Source organism: Leifsonia sp. 2MCAF36, assembly GCF_052115525.1.
GTDB lineage: Bacteria > Actinomycetota > Actinomycetes > Actinomycetales > Microbacteriaceae > Leifsonia.
The window spans coordinates 41,012-59,794 of sequence record NZ_JBFRGV010000007.1; the positions used below are offsets into that span (position 1 = coordinate 41,012).

Genomic DNA, 18,783 nt, shown 5'->3' on the forward strand with positions numbered 1-18,783 from the left:
ATGACGCCATGAGCGACGAGAACAAGCGCCCCGATGCGGACGAGCTGCCCGACGGCTCCGGCTCCGACGGCAGCGCCCCCGAGCCCGGCGAGGACACCAACTCGGGCGGCGGCCCCGAAGACCCCGACCACTAACCGCCCCCGCCTCCTGCGCCTCCCGCCCCACCGTCGAGTCCACACTTTCTACACGCTTTCGGCGCCCCAAACGTGCACTTTGTGTGTACTCGACGGTGGGGGGTGGGGCGCGAGAGGTCAGCGGCGGCGGTGGGGACGCACGCTGAGGGACTCGATGGTGCCGGAGGGCGGGAGGTCGACGGCCGTGCGGACGGTCGCGGCGACCATCTCTGGCGTGATCGTGTACGCGGCGTCGTACTCGTGGCCCTCGCGGGCGACGAGCTCGCGCTGCATGTCGGTGTCCACCCGGCCGGGGTGGATGCTCGTCACGCGCACACCGTTCGGCCGCTCCTCCTCGCGCAGTGCGTCCGTGAGCGCCCGCAGGGCGAACTTCGATCCGGCGTAGACCCCGCCGCCGGGGCCGCTCGCGAATCCCGAGCCGCTGTTGATCGAGACCACCAGACCTCGCGCCGCGCGCAGCGCCGGCAGGGCACGTCGGGTCAGCGCCGCGACCGCGAAGACGTTGACCTCGAAGACGCGGCGCCAGGTCTCGGCGTCCGTCTCCTCGATCGTGCCGCCGTCCTCGACGCCCGCGGAGTGGACCAGCACGTCCAGCTGATTCGGAAGCGGAGGCAGCGTCCCGCCCGTCAGATCCGCGACGAGGTCGGCCACATAGGGTTCCGCCGAGGGCAACTGGGCGACCACCGCATCCACCGCCTCCGCGTCACGTCCCCCGACGAGGATGTGGTGCGTGCGTCCCAGCTCGACCGCGATCGCCCTCCCGATCCCGCGCGAGGCTCCGGTGACGAGGGCGATCGGGCGGGTCGGGTCGCTGGCTGTCATGCTCCGACCCTACGCGGGCGCAACGGCTCAGGCGCGACGCAGCATCCCCAGCCCGGCCGGAACGGACAGCACCGCGATCGCCGTCACGAACACCACGAGCACCGGCACCAGCGGCCAGACGATGAGGGCGATGCCGACCAGGAGGACCGGAAGCGCGAGCCCGATGTAGGCGATGAGGAAGATCGCGGACAGCACCTCGCCGCGGCGTTCCGGCGCCGCGATCGACGCGGTGACGGCGATGGCGGAGCGGAACTGGAGTCCGACGCCCGCCCCGGCGAGCACCCCGCTCACGACGAACACCGCGAGGGATGCCACCAGCACGCTCGCGGCCAGGCCGCTCAGCCCCAGCAGCATGAGCACCAGGGCGAGGATGAGCTGGCCGCGGGTCGACATCCGCACGAACACGATCTGCGACACCGCCGAGGCGGCGAACACCGCGAAGGGAACTGCTCCGGCGAGCAGGTGCGACGTCTCGTGCAGCGTCCCGGCCAGCACGCTCGGGGCGAGAGAGGTGAAGAGCCCGAACACCGCGAAACCCGCGAACGCGGCGACGGCGGCGGCCGAGAAGGCGCCCCGCGCCTCGGCCGGGAGGGAGATGCGCTGCGGCCGGTACGCCGGACGCTCCTCCGCCCGCTCCACCGTCTCCGGCACCAGCGCCACGGCGACGGCGGCAACCGCCAGGATCACCAGGAACACGGCGTACGGGAGGAGCAGCGGCGCCGGGAGGAACTGCGCGAAGGCGCCGCCGATCAGTGGGCCGAGGGCGAGCCCACCGGTGTTGACGACGGTCGAGACGGTGCCCGCCAGCCGGAGCCCCTCCTCCGGCCGGGCGACCGCGCGCAGCTCGCTCAGGTGTGCAGTGGCGCTCGCGGTGAGTGCTCCGACACCGATGCCGGAGAGGGTGCGGGCGACGATGAGGCCTGCCACGTCGTTCCAGACCAGGAACAGCGCCGCCGACAGGATCTCGATCAGTACGGCGATGAGCACCATCCGGCGCCGTCCCGCGATGTCGCTGAGGTGGCCGATCAGGAACAGGCTCGCGATCACGCCGACCGCGTACGCCGCGAAGATGACCGTGACCACCCAGGTGGGGAAGCCGTCGCGCGCCTGGTAGAGCGCGTACAACGGTGTCGGGATGGTCGAGAACGCCATCACCGCGAGGAACGCCGCCGCGATCACCCAGAAGCCGGCTCCGTGCCGGAGGCGGAAGGGACGGCGGGTCGAGCTGGGGACGTAGATCGAGGTGCTCATGGTTGAATGATGCCCCCGCGCATCCATCGAGTCCAACGGAAATACCCGATGGTGAGTATCGATGGATACGATTGGCACATGGACACGCGCCAGCTGGAGTACTTCGCCGCGGTCGCCGACGAACTCAGCTTCACCCGCGCCGCCGACCGGGTGTTCGCGGCGCAGTCGACCGTGTCCGCCGGCATCCAGAGCCTCGAGCGCGAGCTGGGTGCCCCGCTGTTCGAGCGCGACGCCCACGGCGTGCGCCTCACCGATGTCGGCGAAGCCGTCCTCGCGGAGGCCCGCGCCGGGCTGCAGGCGGTCGAGCGGATGCGCGAACTCTCCGACAGTGCGGGGCCGCTGCGGGGAACCGTCCGCGTCGGCATCTTCACGAACCTGACGACCGTCGACCTGCCCGGAGTCATGGGGGAGTTCCACCGGCGCCATCCGCAGGTCGACCTCCGGCTCGGGCCGTCGCCCAGCGGATCGACCGGTCTCGTCGAGGACGTGCGCCAGGGCCGCCTCGACATCGCCTTCCACGGGCTGCCGGACGCCGTTCCGGACTTGATGACGCGCCCGCTCGCCGACTCGCCGTTCCTCGCAGTGCTGCCGGAGGCGCATCCCCTGGCCGGCCGGTCGTCGGTGTCGCTCGCCGAGCTGGCGCCCGAGCCCTGGGTGGATGCGCGCACCGGCTTCGGCAACCGCGTCACGCTCGACCGTGCCTTCGCGGGCCTCGGGCTGTCGCGGAGGGTGCCCACCGAGCTTGCCGATCTGGGCGAGATCCCCCGATTCGTCGCCGCGGGGCTGGGGGTCGCTGCTCTGCCCGAGCTGACGATCATCCCGGCGCCGGGCGCCGTGGTGCGCCCGCTGCGGGAGCCGGTGGAGTGGCGTTTGAGCGCGATCGCGCGCACCCGTCCCGGCCGGGCGGCGGAGGCGCTGCTGACGCTGCTCGCGGAGCGGATCGGCGCCGCCTGAGGCGGACAGCGCCGCGCTGGCTTCCGTCGGAGTTCGAGCCGCTTGCGTCGGAGATCGAGCCGCTTCCGTCCGAGTTCGGGACGCTTCCGTCGGAGTTCGGGACGCTTCCGTCGGAGTTCGAGCCGCTTCCGTCGGAGATCGGCGCGCTGCCTTACGTCGGAGATCGGGAAGCTTTCGTCGGAGATTCCGGCCGCGTGGCCGCCGATTCTCCGACCGGCCGCGGTGCGTCGGAGAATCGGCGTGCAATCTCCGACCGGGCCTAGACCCACGACGCCAGCTTCTCGGGGTTCGTGACCACCCACACGTGGCCGACCGCGGTCGATCGTCCCTCCAGCGCGATGACGGCGACCAGCCGCTCGTCGCGGGTGGCCCGCAGCCCCGGCCGACCGTTGACCGAGCAGAGTTGCAGCTTCAGGGTCTCCGGTGCTCCGAGGGCGACCCGGAGGAGGGTCAGCGCCGCGGTGATCCCGCTCGCCGGGCCCTGGGCCGCTCCCGCCATACCGCCCGTGTCGACGACGACGCACACGTCGGGACCGAGCACGCGCGCGAGCGCGAGCGAGTCGGCGGTGCGGTAGGCGTCGCGGAATGCCGCCGCGAGCCCGGCATCGCCGCCGTCACGCCGCGCCCGCCTGGTCTGCCATTTCACGCCGGGTGATCGCCTCATCGGTTCGTCCTCCACCGTCGACGGTCCCGCCGAGCTCGTCCGTCCCGCCGCCCCCGGCGACCTCGCCGCCCCCGGCGACCTCGCCGCCCCCGGCGACCTCGCCGCCCCCGCCGACCTCGCCGGCCGGCTCCGCGGGCTGCAGCCGGTCCTCGAAGTACACGCGCGACAGGCCCGCGCGCACCCGCTGTGCGATCCCCACACGCCCGTCCTCACCGGGATGCACGTCGGCGTTGGTCGCGGCGACCGGACCGGCGACGCGGTACCGCTGCTCCGCATCCACTCGCCCGTGCACCTCGGCGTATTCGCCGCCGGGCAGCCTCACGATCCGCCCGGTCTCGTAGCCGTGCAGCAGGATGTCGCGGTCGCGCTTCTGCAGCGCAAGACACACCCGCCGGGTCAGCCAGAAGGCGCACACCGGCCCGAGAATCACGAGCGCCTGGTAGGCGGCGACGACCGACTCGACCGTGAGGTGGAAGTGGGTCGCGACGAGGTCGGCGCTGCCTGCGCCCCAGAGGGCACCGTAGAAGACGAGGGCTGCGACGCCGAGTCCGGTCCGGGTCGGCTCGTTCCGCGGGCGGTCCAGGATGTGGTGGTCGCGGTGACCGCCGGTGACCCACTCCTCGACGAAGGGGTAGATCGCAACGGCGAGAAGGTACAGGCCGACTACTGCGAGCGGCACGACGATGGCCAGCGTCCAGGTGCGGCCCAGCCACTCGACCTCCCACCCGGGCGGCACGAGCCGCAGCGCGCCGTCGAGGAACCCGGTGTACCAGTCGGGCTGGCTCCCGGCGGAGGCATCCCCGGGGGAGGACGGCCCGTACAGCCAGATCGGGCTGATCGTGACCGTGGCGGCGACGAGCAGCAGACCGCCGGTCACGAGAGCGAAGAGGCCTCCCGCGCGGACGGCCAGGTTCGGCCAGACCGGGACGCCGACGATCGCCTGCTCGCTCCTCCCGGGCCCGGCGAACTGCGCCGGCTTGTTCAGGTAAGCGCTGCGTGCGCGCGCGGCGAGCAGCACCACCAGCAGCACGGGCACGACAGCGACATGGATGGGGTAGAGGTTCTCGATGATCCGCCCCGGGAACTCGCCGCCGAACAGCAGCGCCGACAGCCACGTCCCGACGATGGGGATGCCGAGCACGATCCCTTCGACGATGCGCAGCCCGGTGCCCGAGAGCATGTCGTCGGGGAGCGCGTAGCCGCTCCAGCCGCCGGCCAGCGCGGTCAGCAGCAGCCCGAAGAGCAGCAGCCAGGAGAGTCGGCGCGGACGTCGGAAGGCTCCGGTGAAGTACGTGACCGCCAATTGCAGAATGAGCGCGGCCGGCAGCAGCAGCGCCGCCCAGTGGTGCGCCTGCCGCACCAGCAGGCCGCCGGGCAGTTGGAACGAGATCGCCAGCGTCGATTGCAACGCCTTCGACATCTCGGCGCCCGCCAGCGGCGAGTACGGCCCGTCGTAGATCACCCGCTCGCTCGACGGCGTGTAGGCGAACATCAGGATGAACCCGGTCACGAAGAGCACCACCACGCAGGCGAAGGCGACGACGCCGAACAGGTTGGTCCAGTGCAGCGGCGCTCGCCGCCTCCCGAGCTCGTCGCGCAGGGCGGCTGTCCGGCGGCCGAGGGACGTGCCGGCGACCAGCCGCGAGAGGCGCCAGGTCACGGAGGGCCGGACCCTCCTGTCGACGGGCATCAGGCCCGCCCGGCGATCTCGGGCACCCCGCCGCCGACGAACGCACGGCGCGGATCCTGCACCGACAGCAGCGACACGATGTCGCGCCCGAACACGACGGCGCTCGCCCAGACCAGGAGCACGCGCACCTTGCGCTCCCACGTCGGGATCGCCAGCACGTGGTAGCCGCGGTGCATCACCCAGGCCAGGAACCCGGTGATCACGATTCCGCGCCACTGGAAGATCCCTTTTCCGAGGCCCAGGGTGGCCACGACGCCGAGGCTGTGGTGAACGTAGTCCTTCGGCTGCTCGCCGCGCAGCGTCGCGATGATGTTCTTCGCGAGCCGCCTGGCCTGCCGGACGGCATGCTGTGCGTTCGGCACGGTGATCGCGCCGTCGATCGGTGAGGCCAGGTCCGGGACGGCCGCGTCGTCGCCCGCGGCCCACGCATCCGGCACCACGGCCTCCGGGGTCCCCACGCGCAGGTCCGCGCGCACCATGACGGAACCGCGCGCCGTCACCGGCAGGTCGGTGTGGTTCGCGACCACGGGGTTGGCCCCGTTGCCGGCCGTCCAGACGATGGTGTGCGCGTCGAACTCCTCACCGGTGGAGAGCACCAGATGACCGTCCTCCGCGGAGACCAGCTGTGCCCCCAGGTGGATGCGCGCCCCGCGCTGCTCCAGCGTGCGAACCACCCAGCGTCCCGGCACGTCGGTGACCTCCGGCAGGATGCGATCGCGCGCCTCCACGAGGTGGAACGACAGGTCGGAGAACCGCAGCTCGGGGTACGACTTCAGCAGCGCGGTGGCCAGCGAGAGCAGCTCGCCGAACCCTTCGACGCCCGAGAAGCCGCCGCCTACGAACGCGACCGTCAGCAGCCGCTTGCGCTCCGGACCCGGAGGGAGCACCGACGCGCGGTCGAAGGCGTCGAGCAGTCGGTCGCGGATGGCGACCGCCTCCTCCACGTGCTTCATTCCGATCGCGTTCTCGGTGATCCCCGGGATGGGGAAGGTGCGCGTGACCGCGCCGGCGGTGACCACGATGATGTCGTAGCCCAGCTGGAACGGCTCACCGTCCTTGGGGAGCACCGACACCGTCCTCGACGCATGGTCGATGCGGGTCACCGACGCGTGGATGAGCCGTGCGCGCTTCAGGTGACTGCGCAGCGGGATCGCCGCGTGCCGGGCCTCGATCGACCCAGCCGCCACCTCGGGGAGGAACGGCTGGTAGGTCATGTAGGGCCGGGGATCGATCACCACGATCTCGGCTTCGTCCCGCCGGAGCTTCTTCTCCAGCTTCCATGCGGTGTAGAAACCGGCGTAACCGCCGCCCACCACCAGGATCCGGCGCATTGCTGCCTCCTGTCTCGCCAGCTGAATTGCCTTCACCAGTTATGACCGGACAGCCCCCCGATTTGTGACATTCGGGCGTGCGGCATCCAGGAACGATCAGGCGGGGACGGGGAGTCGCTCCAGCTTCTCGGGGTTGAGCACCCACTGCAGCCGGCGGATACCGTCCGCGGTCGCGTCCAGGCTGACGAAGGCGACCACTGCGCCGTCGCGGACGAGCACTGCCGCCGGTCCGCCGTTCGCCTCCACGATGTGGACGGTCCCCTCCCAGAACCGGTTGTGGAAGGCGTGCAGGTACTTGGCGACGGTCTCCCGCGTGAAGACGGGGATGCGCGACGCGCGCGCCAGCCCGCCGCCGTCCGAGTAGCTGACGATGTCCGCGGTGAAGAGCCGCTCCAGCTCGCCGATGTCTCCGGACTGGGCGGCCTCGAGGAACGCCTCCAGCATCCGCCGCTGCTCCTGCTGGTCGACTTCGCGCACCTGCCGCTCCTCCGCGAGATGCTTCCGCGCCCGGCTCACCAGCTGCCGCGCCGACGCCTCCGACCCCTGGATGATCTCCGCGATCTGCGCGTACGGGTAGTCGAACGCCTCCCGCAGCACGTACGCGGCTCGTTCCGTCGGCGTCAGCTTCTCCAGGAGCACGAGCACGGCGAACTCGAGCGCCTCCCCCCTCTCTGCACCCAGCAGGGGGTCGGCGCTCGTGTCCACCGGTTCGGGCAGCCACGGCCCCACGTACGTCTCGCGCCGCACCCTGGCGGACTGCGCCTGGTTGATCGCGAGCCGGGTCGTCGCCGTCGCGAGGAACGCCGCCGGCTCGCGCACCGCGCTCCGGTCGGTGCTCTGCCAGCGCTCCCAGGTGTCCTGGACGATGTCCTCCGCGTCGGCGACGGTTCCGAGCATCCGGTATGCGATGCCGAACAGGCGCGGCCGAACCGCCGCGAACGTTCGTGCGGCGGCATCCAGGTCGTCCGTCTGCGCTGTCTCTTCGAGCATGGCCGAATGCTAGCGAGCATCCTCCAGCCAGCGGGAGTAGCTGGTGCTCTCGAGACGCTGGTCGGTGATCGCCGGATCGTTGCCCGGGACCAACGATTGGTCGTCGACGGTGCCCCCGAAGTATCCGGCGTTCGTGTCGGTCACCACGGTTCGTGCGTCGCCGCGTGCCGCCAGCAGCCGGCGCGCGAGGTCGTCCAGTCGCAACGGCTCCGGGCCGGCCACCTCGATGACGCCGTCGACCGGCGCAGCGACCGCTGCGTCCGCGAGGGCAGCAGAGACGTCGGCTGCCGCGATCGGCTGCATGAGCACATCCGACAGCACGGCGGTGTCGCCGCGGGTCGCCCCATCCGCCAGTGCCCCGATGAACTCGAAGAACTGCGTCGCCCGGACGATGGTGAACGGGATACCGCTCTCGCGGACGATCCGCTCCTGTGCGACCTTCGCACGCATGTAGCCGATGTCGGGCAACCGGTCGGCGCCGACGATGGAGAGGACGACGTGATGCCGGACGCCCGCCTCCTTCTCCGCCGCGACCAGGTTGCCGGTCGACCGCTCGAAGAATTCGAGCACCGGCCCGTCCTCGAACGAGGGCGCGTTGGGGGTGTCGACGACCACGTCCGCTCCCCGCAGCGCCTCTGCCAGGCCGCTGCCGGTGATGGTATCCACCCCGGTGGAGGGTGAGGCGGCGACAGCGTCGTGCCCGCGGTCCCTCAGCAACTCCACCACCCGCCGGCCGATCAGCCCGGTGCCTCCGATGACGACGATCCTCATGTCGTTCTCCATTCCGCCCGCGGCCGATCCGAGGGCTCACCGGCTATGACCGGACACGGCGCCGGGATGTGACAGGCGGCGGAGAAGTCAGCGAAGCAGCGAATGGTGCGGGGCCGCCGCGGTCAGGGACGAAACGTCTGCGTCGGCGGTGCGCGGGTTCCGGATGCCGATGCCCGAGACGGTCGCACCGACCGCGATCGCGATGCCTGCCGCGCCGGCCAGCTCGTGGAACCCGATCACGGCCGACATCGCCCCTCCGGCGGAGCCCGCGAGAGCGACGGCGACCAGCCCAGCCACGCGTGACACGGCGTTGTTCACTGCGGACGCGATTCCCGAGCGCGCCGAGTCGACCGAACCGAGAATCGTGGCGGTGAGCGGCGCTACCGTGATCGACATCCCGAGCCCGAACACGGCGACGGCGGGCAGCACCTCCGTGAGGTAGTCGGCCTGGGCGGTGATACGGAGCATGAGCGCGAAGCCGCCAGCCGCCACGAGGGGCCCCACCGTCATCATGACGCGAGCGCCGACCCGCGCGCTGAGCCGTCCGAAGAAGGCGGAGAGTGCGATCAGAAGGATGCTGGACGGCACCATCGCGAACCCGGCGAGGGTTGCGCTGTAGCCCGCTCCCTGCTGGAGGAACAGGGCGAGCGCGAAGGTTCCGACGGCCACACCGCCGTAGATGAAGGCGGTCGCGACGTTGCCCACGGAGAAGTCGCGGGCGCGGAAGATCGCGAGCGGCAGCATCGGCTGCGCGGTGCGGCGCTCCCACAGCACGAACGCGACGAGCGCGGCGAGGCCGAGGGCGAGGGATCCGGCGATCAGCGGCGAACCCCATCCGAACCGGGGATGCTCGATCAGCGCGAACACCGGAATGCCGAGCCCGACCACGCCGAGCGCCGCCCCCAACCAGTCCACCCGGGCGCCCGTGGTGCGCCGGGCGTCGGCGGGCAGCCCGCGCAGGAGCACGAGCGTGACGGCGATCGGCGCGAGGTTGATGCCGAAGACCCACCGCCACGAGAGCGCGTCCACCAGGACGCCGCCGAGGACCGGGCCTGCGATGCTGGCGACCGACGTGATGGCCGTCCAGGTGCCGATCGCACGGGCCTGCTGCGACCCGGAGAACGTGCTGAGGATGAGCGCGAGCGAACTCGGGACGAGTAGCGCGCCGGCGACCCCTTGCAGCCCGCGCGCGACGATGAGCACCCCGGCGGTCGGCGCGACCGCACACAGTGCCGAGGCCACCGCGAAGCCGACCAGACCCCAGAACAACACGCGTCGCCGCCCGAACAGGTCCGAGAGCGACCCGGCGAGCAGGATCACCGAGCCCAGGGTCAGCAGGTACGCGTCCACCACCCACTGCTGGGCCGCGAGGCCCCCGCCCAACTCCCGTCCGATCGCCGGGAGGGCGACGGTGACGACACTCCCGTCGAGGAAGGCGATGAACGTCGACAGCACGGCGACCGTCAGAATCGTGCGCTGCTGCGTCGTGAGCCATCGAGCCATGGTGACCGTCCGTCCGTTGTGATGCCGGGGACTTCCCGGCTCCGGCTCTGACCGGACGTGGCATCCGTTTGTGACACGACAGCCGGATGGCCGCCGCTGTCACATCCCGCCGCCGTATCCGGTCATAGCTGGTGAGCGGCCGCATCGCGTGGCCGTCGCATCGCAGATTCGAGGAGACACGGGACATGAAGATCGTCGTCATCGGTGGGACCGGCCTGATCGGTTCGAAAGTGGTCGCCAAGCTGACCGCGCACGGGCACGCGGCGATCGCCGCCTCGCCCAACTCGGGCGTCAACACACTCACGGGTGAGGGGGTGGATGAGGCGCTCGCCGGAGCCGACGTCGTCGTCGACGTCTCCAACTCCCCGTCGTTCGAGGACGCGGCCGTCATGGACTTCTTCACGACCTCCACCAATACCCTGATCGCGGCCGAGCGGAGGGCGGGCGTCCGTCACCACGTCGCCCTGTCGGTCGTCGGCACCGAGCGGATGACGGACAGCGGCTACATGCGGGCCAAGGTCGCGCAGGAGCTGCTCATCCGCGAGTCCGGCATCCCCTTCTCCCTCGTGCACGCGACGCAGTTCTTCGAGTTCGTGAAGTCGATCGCGGACGCGGCCACCGACGGCGACACCGTCCGGCTCGCGCCCGTGCAGATCAAGCCGACCGCCGCGGAGGACGTGGCCACGGCGGTGGCGCGCACGGCCGCAGGAGCACCCCTCGACGGGGTGCTCGAAGTGAGCGGCCCGGAGGAATTCCTCCTCACCGAGCTGATCGCCCGCGGCCTCGCGGCGCGCGGTGACTCCCGGACGGTCGTGGCGGACCACGACGCACGCTACTTCGGCGCCTACCTCACCGGTCGTGAGCTTCTCCCCGGCCCCGACGCCGAGGTCTTCCCGACGACCTTCGACCAGTGGTTGGATGCACAGGTCACCGTTACACGGTGACCCCGACCGGTCCGGCCGAGCCGTGAGGTAAGAGCGGAGACACCGGGTTTCAGGCGTCCCCTTCGACGGGGGAGTCGCCAAGCAGACCACGGCTGGTCCCATCCGCCGCCGGACCCCTCTCGCAGCCCTCCCTGCTCGCAGAAAGGGGTTCTCATGTCGATGACCGCGTGGCGTCCGTCGGTCGTTCCGCGACGTCGCCGTACAGTCGGCGAACTGCGCGCGGCAGCGTCGGCCCGCGACCTCCGCCGGCTGCGCAGCCTGCTCGACCCGGATGTGTCGGTCGTGGTGGATGCGGGCGAGCCCGGCGCGGCGACGGTGCGAGTGGTGCACGGCGTCGAGGACGCGTCCCTCCTGCTCGCACACGGTCTCGGCGCCCAGCGCGGCCTGCAGGTCAGTGAGCGTCCGGTGAACGGCGGCCCAGGCCTCCTGTTGTGGCAGGACGGCCGGACCACCGCATCCATCGCCGTCGATCTCACCGGGCGGCTGGTCAGCGTCGTCTGGGTGCGACTGCACCCGGTCGCGCTCCGCCACGGGAACGCGGTGTAGCGAGACCTGTTAGCATCCCCGGTGGGGGGAACGATGGGACTCAGAAGTATGCCGTTTCGACGGCTCGCGGCGTGTGCCGCACTGCTCACCGCGACGGGCGTCCTGACCGGCTGCGCGCTGTTCGGCGGGGATGCGAAGGCGGACACCGGGGTGAAGCGGACGCCGCACCCGACCGCGTCGTCGAAACCGACGCCGCACATGACGCCGGGCGCCGGAGTCATCAGCGGGTCGCCGACACCGCTGCCCGTGGCGACCACCCCGCCTCCGCCGGCCCCGGCCTTGACGCCCGTCCCGGCGGGCACGGTGGTCGCCCAGGGGAGCGTCGCCTCGCCCAAGGGCAGCATCCACTACCGCTACCGCGTGGTGTCGACCGGGGACAACCTGTACTCGGTGGAGTATTCGGGATTCACGTCGACCGTGCCTGTGCCGGTCTCGGTGACCTTCCTCGAGGTCGCGCCCCGCGTCGGCGACGGGCTGACGTATCACGGCGTCGGCGACCATCTGCTGGGCGGCCCGACCACATCCGCGGCGCCGACCTCTTCGGCGGCGCTGGGCTCGAAACCGTCGTACCTGGCGGCGCTGGTCACGTATTCGTCCGCTGCCTCCGAGGACGGCCTCCCGGTCGAGCTGGGCCCCAACAAGGTGCTGGCGGTGAATACGGTGTCGTGGTCCATCCCGGTGCGCCAGTCGAACGTGCACCCGGTCGACGGCGGCGCGCGGACCGGCGCGCAGGGTTCGGTGACCGCCACGACCGCGAGCGGCGCACCCGCGCGCTACGTGGTGGCGCAGGGCGACACGACCGAACTCGTCGCCGCCCGCTTCGGCATCCCGACGCAGTACCTGGTCTGGCTCAACGCCGACCGGCAGGTCTTCGACCAGCAGCAGCAGCTCTACGCCACCGTCACCATCAACCTCGACCCGGACAGCCTCTAGCCGGGGTCGGCGACGTCTCCCTGCATTTCCAGGATACCGGAGGCGGGGGGACTTGCCGCAAGGGCCCTCCCGTCGACCAGAATGGCTGGTCGCGGCTGGAATCGATCCGGTCGGAAATGGGGGCTCAATGGGTTCGAAAGCGTTCGACGTCGTCATCGCGGGCGGCGGTCCGACGGGGATGATGCTGGCAAGCGAACTGCGCCTGCACGGCCTGGGTGTGCTGGTGCTGGAGCGCGACAGGGAACCGACGACGCTCGTCCGGTCGCTGGGACTGCACGCCCGCAGCCTGGAGATCATGGACCAGCGCGGGCTGCTCGAGCGCTTTCTCGAGCACGGCACGACGTACCCCGTCGTCGGCAGCTTCGCCGGGATCGCCAGCCCGCACCCGGTGAAGCTGGACACCGCGCACGCCTACACGCTCGGCATCCCGCAGCCGGTCACCGACCGCCTGCTCGCCGAACGCGCGGCCGAACTGGGCGCGGAGGTCCGCCGTGGCCAGGAGGTCGTCGGCTTCTCGCAGGATGAGGGCGGCGTCACGACCGAGCTCGCCGACGGAACCAGCGTCCGGTCGAGCTGGTTGGTCGGCTGCGACGGCGGCCGTAGCCTGGTTCGCCGCACGCTGGGGATCGACTTCCCGGGCCAGCCGGCCACGACCGAGTGGATCCTCGGCGAGGTGGATGCGACGGCGACCGTGGAGGAGGTGACCGCCGTGTCGGAGGAGGTGCGGAAGACCCACCGCGGCTTTGGGATCGGACCGACCGGGGACGGCACCTTCCGTGCGGTCGTGCCGGCAGCATCCGTCTCGGAGGACAGGACCGTGCCGCCCACCCTGGAGGAGTTCCGGACGCAACTGCGGGCGTTCGCGGGAACCGACTTCGGCATCCACTCGCCCCGCTCCCTTTCCCGTTTCACCGACGCGACGCGGCTGGCGGAGCGCTACCGGGTCGGCCGCGCGCTGATCGCCGGGGACGCCGCGCACGTCCACCCGCCGCTCGGCGGCCAGGGACTGAACCTCGGCATCCAGGACGCCTTCAACCTGGGCTGGAAGCTCGCTGCCGAGATCGCAGGCTGGGCGCCCGAGGGTCTGCTGGACACCTACTTCACCGAGCGGCACCCGGCAGCGGAGGAGGTGCTGACCACCACCCGCGCGCAGAGCGAGCTGATCTCTCCCGAGCCCGGCCCGCAGGCGGTGCGCCGCCTGCTGACCGAGCTGATCGCCTTCGACGACGTCGCCCGGGTGCTGGCCGAGAAGGTCACGGGCACGGGCATCCGCTACGACCTCGGCGAAGGCTCCGACCTGCTGGGCCGCCGGATGCGCGACCTCCCGCTCTCACAGGGGCGGCTGTACGAGCGGATGCGCGACGGGCGCGGCCTGCTGCTCGACCGGACGGGCACGCTGTCGGTGGAGGGCTGGGCCGACCGCGTCGACGAGCTCCACGACGCCGGCGCGGAACTCGACCAGCCCGCGGTGCTGCTGCGCCCGGACGGCCACGTCGTGTGTGTCGGTAGCGACCTGGAGGGCCTGCGGGAGCACCTGCGGAGGTGGTTCGGGCAGGCGGGGTAGCCGGCTTCCGTGCTCTCGGTCAGGGCGTTGGCGGGATGTGCGAGAACACCTGCACGAACAGGCTCAGCCAGACGATGAAGAAGACCACACCGAACAGGGTGAACACCGAACCGATGATGAGCGCGGCGCGAGCGAGCCCTCGGCCGCCCTCCCCGCTCACCCGCGTCTGGTTGAGGCCGATGACGCCCAGCACAATGCCGGCGATCGGCACCACGAAGGCGGCGATGAACCCGATGAGGGCGATGGTGTTGATCTTCTGCGCTGGGGCGGCGTACTGAGGGGCGGTCACGACCTGTTTCTACCGCATGCAGCGGCCGGAGTGCTCCCCCAGTGCGCGTCACATGCGGGTCGATTCAGTCCGGTCGGGGTGCGGCGAGGTCGGCGGCAGCGGTGGAACCTGCGGCGGCCGCCCGGGCCAGGAAGTCGGCAAGGGTGGCGAGCTGTTCCTCGTCGTAGTCGTCGATGATCTGGTCGAGGGCGTCGTTCATGCCCGTGTAGAGATGGAACAACTCGCCGGCGCGGTCGGGAAGTGCGCGGACTCTGATGGCCCGACGATCCTCCTCGTCACGCTCGCGCACCGCCCAGCCGTTCTTCTCGAGGCGGTCGAGGATGCCCGTGATCGTCGCCGGGTGCAGGCCGGCTCGGCGGGCGAGATCGCTGGGGCTCATCGGTCCGTGGATTGCGATGACGTCGAGGCAGTCCAAATCGAGCGGTCGGAGGTCCGCGCGGGCGCCGACCGCGTTGTTGAGCAGCGCGACCTGGTTGTTGAGCTCTCGCAAGCCGCGTTTGATCTCGGACGCTGTTCGGCGCCGAGCGCCAGTAGGTGATTTGGATTCCATATGATACCGTTTCCGTATTATACGACTTTCAGTCGAGGAGTCACGATGAATCTAACTCTGTTCGGAGCGAACGGCGGCACGGGCCGCATCCTTGCGCGCCAAGCTGCGCGGGAAGGGCACCGCGTCACGGCGGTCACCCGTCATCCCGAGACCTTCCCGCTCCGGCACGAGAACGTGCAACTCGTAGCCGGGGATGTCACTGATCCCGCTGTCGCCGCGCGCGCGGTTGCCGAAGCGGATGCGGTGATCTCCACGTTGGGGGTGCCGTTCAGCCGCAAGCCGATCACGATCTACTCCGCAGGCACGGCGGCGATCATGCGCGCGATGGAAGCGCACTCAGTACGCCGTCTGCTGTGCGTCAGCTCGAGCGCCACCGACCCGGCGACGCGCTACCACGACACCGGAGGCGGCTTCCTCTTCGAGAAGGTCCTCAAGCCGATCATCACCAAGACCATCGGACGGGAGACGTACGCGGACATGCTTCGGATGGAGCAGAGCGTGATGGCAAGCGACCTGGATTGGACGATCGCGCGACCCTCCGGGCTCTTCGAGACGGACTCCGTCACCGACTACGAGGTGGCCGAGGGGACCCTTCCGCTGCAGTACACCTCGCGCACCGACCTGGCCGACGCGCTGCTGCGGGCGGCCACCGACGGACTCTGGGTCCGCCGGACGATGGCGGTCGCCACGGTCGACCCGCGGCCACGGGTGATGGACCTGCTCCGCCAGGAGGCGTTCAGCCGAGGGTGAGCGGCGTCGCGGAGCGAGATCATGAAACGCCGCTGGTCACCGACGGCTCGTCGCTAACAGCACCCATCGCCCGCTACAGGTCGAATGCCGATTGGGCGGGTGCGGCGACGCACGCCGGCTAGAACTTGTCGGGAGAATCCACGGATTCGCCGAAGGTGACTTCCGGGGCCGTGTTCGGGTCACCGCCGACAGAACCGATGAACGACATCAGCTGGGGATCACTGAAGAACGTGTTGAACGCTTCCGCGGACTCCCATTCGTCGATGATGAGAACGTATCCGTCCCCGGCCCCGAACTGATGGTGAAGGGCGCCTTGCTGCCGCCCCATCTCCGCGATCCTTCGGTAGTCGTCCGCGCGTTCAGTGAGCGATTTCTTGAAGGCGCTCACATCGGCGGCAATCTTGGCGGCAACAATGACAGACATAGCGATGACCTCCTGGGGCCCCCCATTCGGGGCTGATGATACCGCCGGCCCGTGACGACCGGCAATACACCAGATCGTCCCTACCCTGCGGAAAGGTCCGACTGGGTGGCGACGCTGTCGGGGTTGACTCATCGCCGTCGAGAAGCAGCGTCTCAACGTGCTTGAGAATGTGAGGGTCGCCGATCAATGGCACCAGGCCCCTCTGATGGCACCGATGATTTCGGTGAGCCTTCAGTAGCCGCCCGAGGGGTATGGACCAATCGAAGTTGGCACTGTTTCGCCCGGCGAGACTTCATACGCGATTGCTTTGGCGTGGCATTGCTCTTGCTCAAGCCCGTAGAACGAGAAAGCCCAGAGGTGCATGCGTGTCAGGCGGAGTTCATGTGTAGGCGTCGACGGGTCGCTTCACCTAGGCGTCGGAGGCAGCCCGGGGTAGCCGGTGGACCCGAGGCGGGCCCCATGAGGTCGATGAACCACTGCTCGGTGATGTGTTTCTTTAGGACGGGGTCGGTCCAGGCTCTGACTCTTAGTGCGGGATCGAGCCTGGCAATACGGAGACGCTCCTTCATTTTTTCCTCAATCGACCTCTTTTCGTCAGCGCGCAGGTCTTCTTTCCACGTGGCCGAGAAGTAACAGGCCCCGTTGATCGCCGCTTCGGGGGATGAGAGCTGCAGTGCGTTCTCTAGCCATCCAGTGGTGAGCGAGTCCCATCGAGTCGTGTGCGAGGCGTCCGATTTTGGGAACACCGTTGCGTACGACAGGATGGCGGTCGGTCGCATCTGTCGCACGAGCGGGGTGCGCGCGTTTTTGTCCTTCTTGAGGCTGTTCATGAGATGTTCTGCAGTCGTACGGACTCGCTCGTCGGGAAAATTGGGGTCAGGTCGAAGTGCGTGCCGATTCAATAAGGCAAGCAGTTCGCTGTAGAGCATGCGACGGTAGGCTGCATCGTTCCCGGCGCGCACTTTTTGGTGGTTCCCGGGCTCGGTAAGTAGGTGGCGAATGTTGTCGCGGAGCCAGCCAAGGTAACGGTCGGCCGCTTCTAGTTGCTCGGCTTCGGTGAGCGCGGGGTTCTGCTGAGCAGCGTCGTAAGTCGAGACCGCGAGGGCTTGGGCCGCTAGCAGGTTGTCCGGATCCCAGTCGAGCGCTTTGAGCAGCAGCCTGAGTCTCAGGTCACCAACTCGGGTCCGTGTGGCAGCGACGTATTGCAGCCCGACACTTCTCCAATCCTGGGCCCCACATAGTCCTTCGAAGCCCGAGTATTCGCGGGCAAGCGTTGTGACTATCGCGGCGGCGGCGAACTCGAGAAGAAACGGGTCGAGGGCGTTCGGTTTGCGCTTTGTCATACCCGGCGTATCAGAGTGAGGCGGGTCCGGTTCCTGGTCGAGCGGTCGAAGGATCATATCGGCGGCGATGATGAATGCGCCTTTTCGCTTCAGATTGCGGGTGATCACCAAGGACAGTTGTGCTCCGCCATCGTCGGTGGCGGGTGTTGCGCCCACTAGCACATGCCAGGGCGTGGTGGTGAAGACGGTGTTGGCGATCCACTGGAGGGCATTCACAAAGGCGTTGGAACTCTGAACTGACAGTGCTGTGTCTTTTAGAGCGGTCAGATCCGATCCGGTCGGGATTTGCGGGCCCTGTGGCCGTGCGCCGCCTATTTCGGCGACCAGAGCGACGATTTCGGCCGTAGTATCGAGGTCCACGGCTCCGGACTTCTGGACTTCGATTGAGACGCGCAACCTGCTTGCCATGACCGAGGACAACAGCCAGGTGCCCAAAAGCGCCACGAGCCCGCTGATCGTGGCCGCCACGTACTGCGCCGTCGTCAGTGAGAAGATCAGGGCCGCCGTCGCCGAGACCATAGTGGCTAGGGCGACCATGCAGATAACGCTTCGGACCCAGGCGAACCTCAGCTGAAGCCACTGCGGCGGCATCTTTGGCGCATAGACGGCGAGCCGAGCGACGATGAGGAGAACGAGCAGAGTGACAGCAGCCGTGGTCAGAGGTGACTGCAATGGAGTCACGATGTCGTCAACGAATCGGTTCCAATAAAACTGAAACCGGATCGGCCAACCCGAGCTGGGGGCAACATGGTCGTCGACTTGGCTCGACGCTGCGAGCGCAGCGAGCCGCTCGGGTTCGCACACCGTCGCAACCGTTGGCGACGGAGTTGGTGTTGCTGTAGACGAGGACGTCGAACCTGGTGGCGACGTGGGCGCAGTGGACGCGGGCGCCTTGGGGATCGACGTTCGATACGCCGCGATGAGCGCCAGCGCTTTTTCGGGATGCCCAGCGTCGGTCAACGTTTGGGCCTGGTCGCAGACTGACTGGGTGGTCACCACACCGGGGACGATCGCTGAGTACCCGGGCGAAGGCGGTGCGGCCGGGAGCGAAATGAGGCTGCCACAAGCCGACAACCCCACCATAGTCGCGAGCCCGATCAGGACCGGCACGGGCCACCGTCTCGTCACAGCTCAACGCCTCCCCTTCCGGCCGGCGCTCGCGGGGCTCGGTGACGGCGCGGCTTGATGTCGGAGGCCTTGTCGCAGAGGTAGTCCAACTGATTGGCCAGCAGAATCATGACGGCACGGTCCTTCCTCGGCATGCCGACGGCACGCAGCCGCTATGTCGAGTATCCACCTAAATGAGTATTTGTCACTATTGCAAGGTTCA

19 protein-coding genes are annotated in these 18,783 nt (G+C 69.5%); 7 read left to right on the forward strand and 12 right to left on the reverse strand.

Translation table 11 applies throughout. The features are described from left to right. Positions 1-8 precede the first annotated feature (8 nt). Entirely contained in the window at positions 9-134 is a 126-nt protein-coding gene (locus tag AB4079_RS12350; RefSeq protein WP_441787598.1) for a hypothetical protein, read from the forward strand. Positions 135-251: 117 nt separating this feature from the next. Here AB4079_RS12350 and AB4079_RS12355 read toward each other — a convergent pair whose 3' ends face one another. Next, a complete protein-coding gene (locus AB4079_RS12355; RefSeq protein WP_441787599.1) occupies positions 252-956 on the reverse strand; it encodes an SDR family oxidoreductase in 705 nt (234 codons plus the stop codon). A 27-nt stretch (positions 957-983) separates the two neighbouring features. Continuing rightward, on the reverse strand, positions 984-2,207 hold the full coding sequence (locus tag AB4079_RS12360) for an MFS transporter (protein WP_441787600.1): 1,224 nt from the start codon (positions 2,205-2,207) through the stop codon (positions 984-986). A gap of 78 nt (positions 2,208-2,285) precedes the next feature. Between AB4079_RS12360 and AB4079_RS12365 the strand changes: the two genes are divergently transcribed. Further along, complete coding sequence (locus tag AB4079_RS12365) at positions 2,286-3,161, forward strand: LysR family transcriptional regulator (protein WP_441787601.1); 876 nt, start codon at positions 2,286-2,288, stop codon at positions 3,159-3,161. Between the two features lie 259 nt (positions 3,162-3,420). Here the strand turns inward: AB4079_RS12365 and AB4079_RS12370 are convergent, their stop codons facing one another. From AB4079_RS12370 to AB4079_RS12395, 6 genes are all read right to left on the reverse strand, one after another. After that, positions 3,421-3,825 carry a hypothetical protein gene (locus AB4079_RS12370; RefSeq protein ID WP_441787602.1) on the reverse strand — a complete coding sequence of 135 codons (405 nt, stop codon included), beginning with the start codon at positions 3,823-3,825 and terminating at the stop codon, positions 3,421-3,423. Further along, the gene (qcrB, locus tag AB4079_RS12375; protein ID WP_441787603.1) at positions 3,776-5,485 is read right to left on the reverse strand and encodes a cytochrome bc1 complex cytochrome b subunit; all 1,710 of its coding nucleotides are present in this window, start codon (positions 5,483-5,485) and stop codon (positions 3,776-3,778) included. The genes AB4079_RS12370 and qcrB overlap by 50 nt, the downstream gene beginning before the upstream one ends. Positions 5,486-5,514: 29 nt before the next feature. Further along, positions 5,515-6,846, reverse strand: coding sequence for an NAD(P)/FAD-dependent oxidoreductase (locus AB4079_RS12380; RefSeq protein WP_441787604.1), 1,332 nt, complete (start codon positions 6,844-6,846; stop codon positions 5,515-5,517). A gap of 96 nt (positions 6,847-6,942) precedes the next feature. Beyond that, positions 6,943-7,836 carry an RNA polymerase sigma-70 factor gene (locus AB4079_RS12385; protein WP_441787605.1) on the reverse strand — a complete coding sequence of 298 codons (894 nt, stop codon included), beginning with the start codon at positions 7,834-7,836 and terminating at the stop codon, positions 6,943-6,945. A gap of 9 nt (positions 7,837-7,845) precedes the next feature. Beyond that, the gene (locus AB4079_RS12390; RefSeq protein ID WP_441787606.1) at positions 7,846-8,607 is read right to left on the reverse strand and encodes an SDR family oxidoreductase; all 762 of its coding nucleotides are present in this window, start codon (positions 8,605-8,607) and stop codon (positions 7,846-7,848) included. 87 nt (positions 8,608-8,694) lie between these two features. Beyond that, on the reverse strand, positions 8,695-10,110 hold the full coding sequence (locus tag AB4079_RS12395) for a DHA2 family efflux MFS transporter permease subunit (RefSeq protein ID WP_441787607.1): 1,416 nt from the start codon (positions 10,108-10,110) through the stop codon (positions 8,695-8,697). 185 nt (positions 10,111-10,295) lie between these two features. On the opposite strand from AB4079_RS12395, the gene AB4079_RS12400 reads away from it, so the two are divergent. The 4 genes from AB4079_RS12400 (at position 10,296) to rox (ending at position 14,097) form a co-directional block, all read left to right on the forward strand. Beyond that, the gene (locus AB4079_RS12400; protein ID WP_441787608.1) at positions 10,296-11,054 is read left to right on the forward strand and encodes an SDR family oxidoreductase; all 759 of its coding nucleotides are present in this window, start codon (positions 10,296-10,298) and stop codon (positions 11,052-11,054) included. Between the two features lie 153 nt (positions 11,055-11,207). After that, positions 11,208-11,600, forward strand: a complete 393-nt coding sequence (locus AB4079_RS12405) for a hypothetical protein (protein WP_441787609.1) — start codon at positions 11,208-11,210, stop codon at positions 11,598-11,600. A 48-nt stretch (positions 11,601-11,648) separates the two neighbouring features. Then, positions 11,649-12,533 (forward strand): LysM domain-containing protein, encoded by an 885-nt coding sequence (locus AB4079_RS12410; RefSeq protein WP_441787610.1) that lies wholly within the window; start codon positions 11,649-11,651, stop codon positions 12,531-12,533. Positions 12,534-12,660: 127 nt separating this feature from the next. After that, entirely contained in the window at positions 12,661-14,097 is a 1,437-nt protein-coding gene (gene rox / locus AB4079_RS12415; protein WP_441787611.1) for a rifampin monooxygenase, read from the forward strand. Between the two features lie 19 nt (positions 14,098-14,116). Here rox and AB4079_RS12420 read toward each other — a convergent pair whose 3' ends face one another. Both AB4079_RS12420 and AB4079_RS12425 read right to left on the reverse strand, forming a co-directional pair. Next, on the reverse strand, positions 14,117-14,386 hold the full coding sequence (locus AB4079_RS12420; protein WP_441787612.1) for a DUF4190 domain-containing protein: 270 nt from the start codon (positions 14,384-14,386) through the stop codon (positions 14,117-14,119). A gap of 64 nt (positions 14,387-14,450) precedes the next feature. Next, entirely contained in the window at positions 14,451-14,876 is a 426-nt protein-coding gene (locus tag AB4079_RS12425; protein WP_441787613.1) for a MarR family transcriptional regulator, read from the reverse strand. A 105-nt stretch (positions 14,877-14,981) separates the two neighbouring features. Between AB4079_RS12425 and AB4079_RS12430 the strand changes: the two genes are divergently transcribed. Next, positions 14,982-15,686: an NAD(P)-dependent oxidoreductase gene (locus AB4079_RS12430; RefSeq protein WP_441787614.1), complete on the forward strand. Its 705-nt coding sequence runs from the start codon at positions 14,982-14,984 to the stop codon at positions 15,684-15,686. A gap of 118 nt (positions 15,687-15,804) precedes the next feature. Here the strand turns inward: AB4079_RS12430 and AB4079_RS12435 are convergent, their stop codons facing one another. Then, positions 15,805-16,110 carry a hypothetical protein gene (locus AB4079_RS12435; RefSeq protein WP_441787615.1) on the reverse strand — a complete coding sequence of 102 codons (306 nt, stop codon included), beginning with the start codon at positions 16,108-16,110 and terminating at the stop codon, positions 15,805-15,807. Between the two features lie 368 nt (positions 16,111-16,478). Continuing rightward, positions 16,479-18,452 (reverse strand): hypothetical protein, encoded by a 1,974-nt coding sequence (locus AB4079_RS12440; protein ID WP_441787616.1) that lies wholly within the window; start codon positions 18,450-18,452, stop codon positions 16,479-16,481. Positions 18,453-18,783 lie beyond the last annotated feature (331 nt).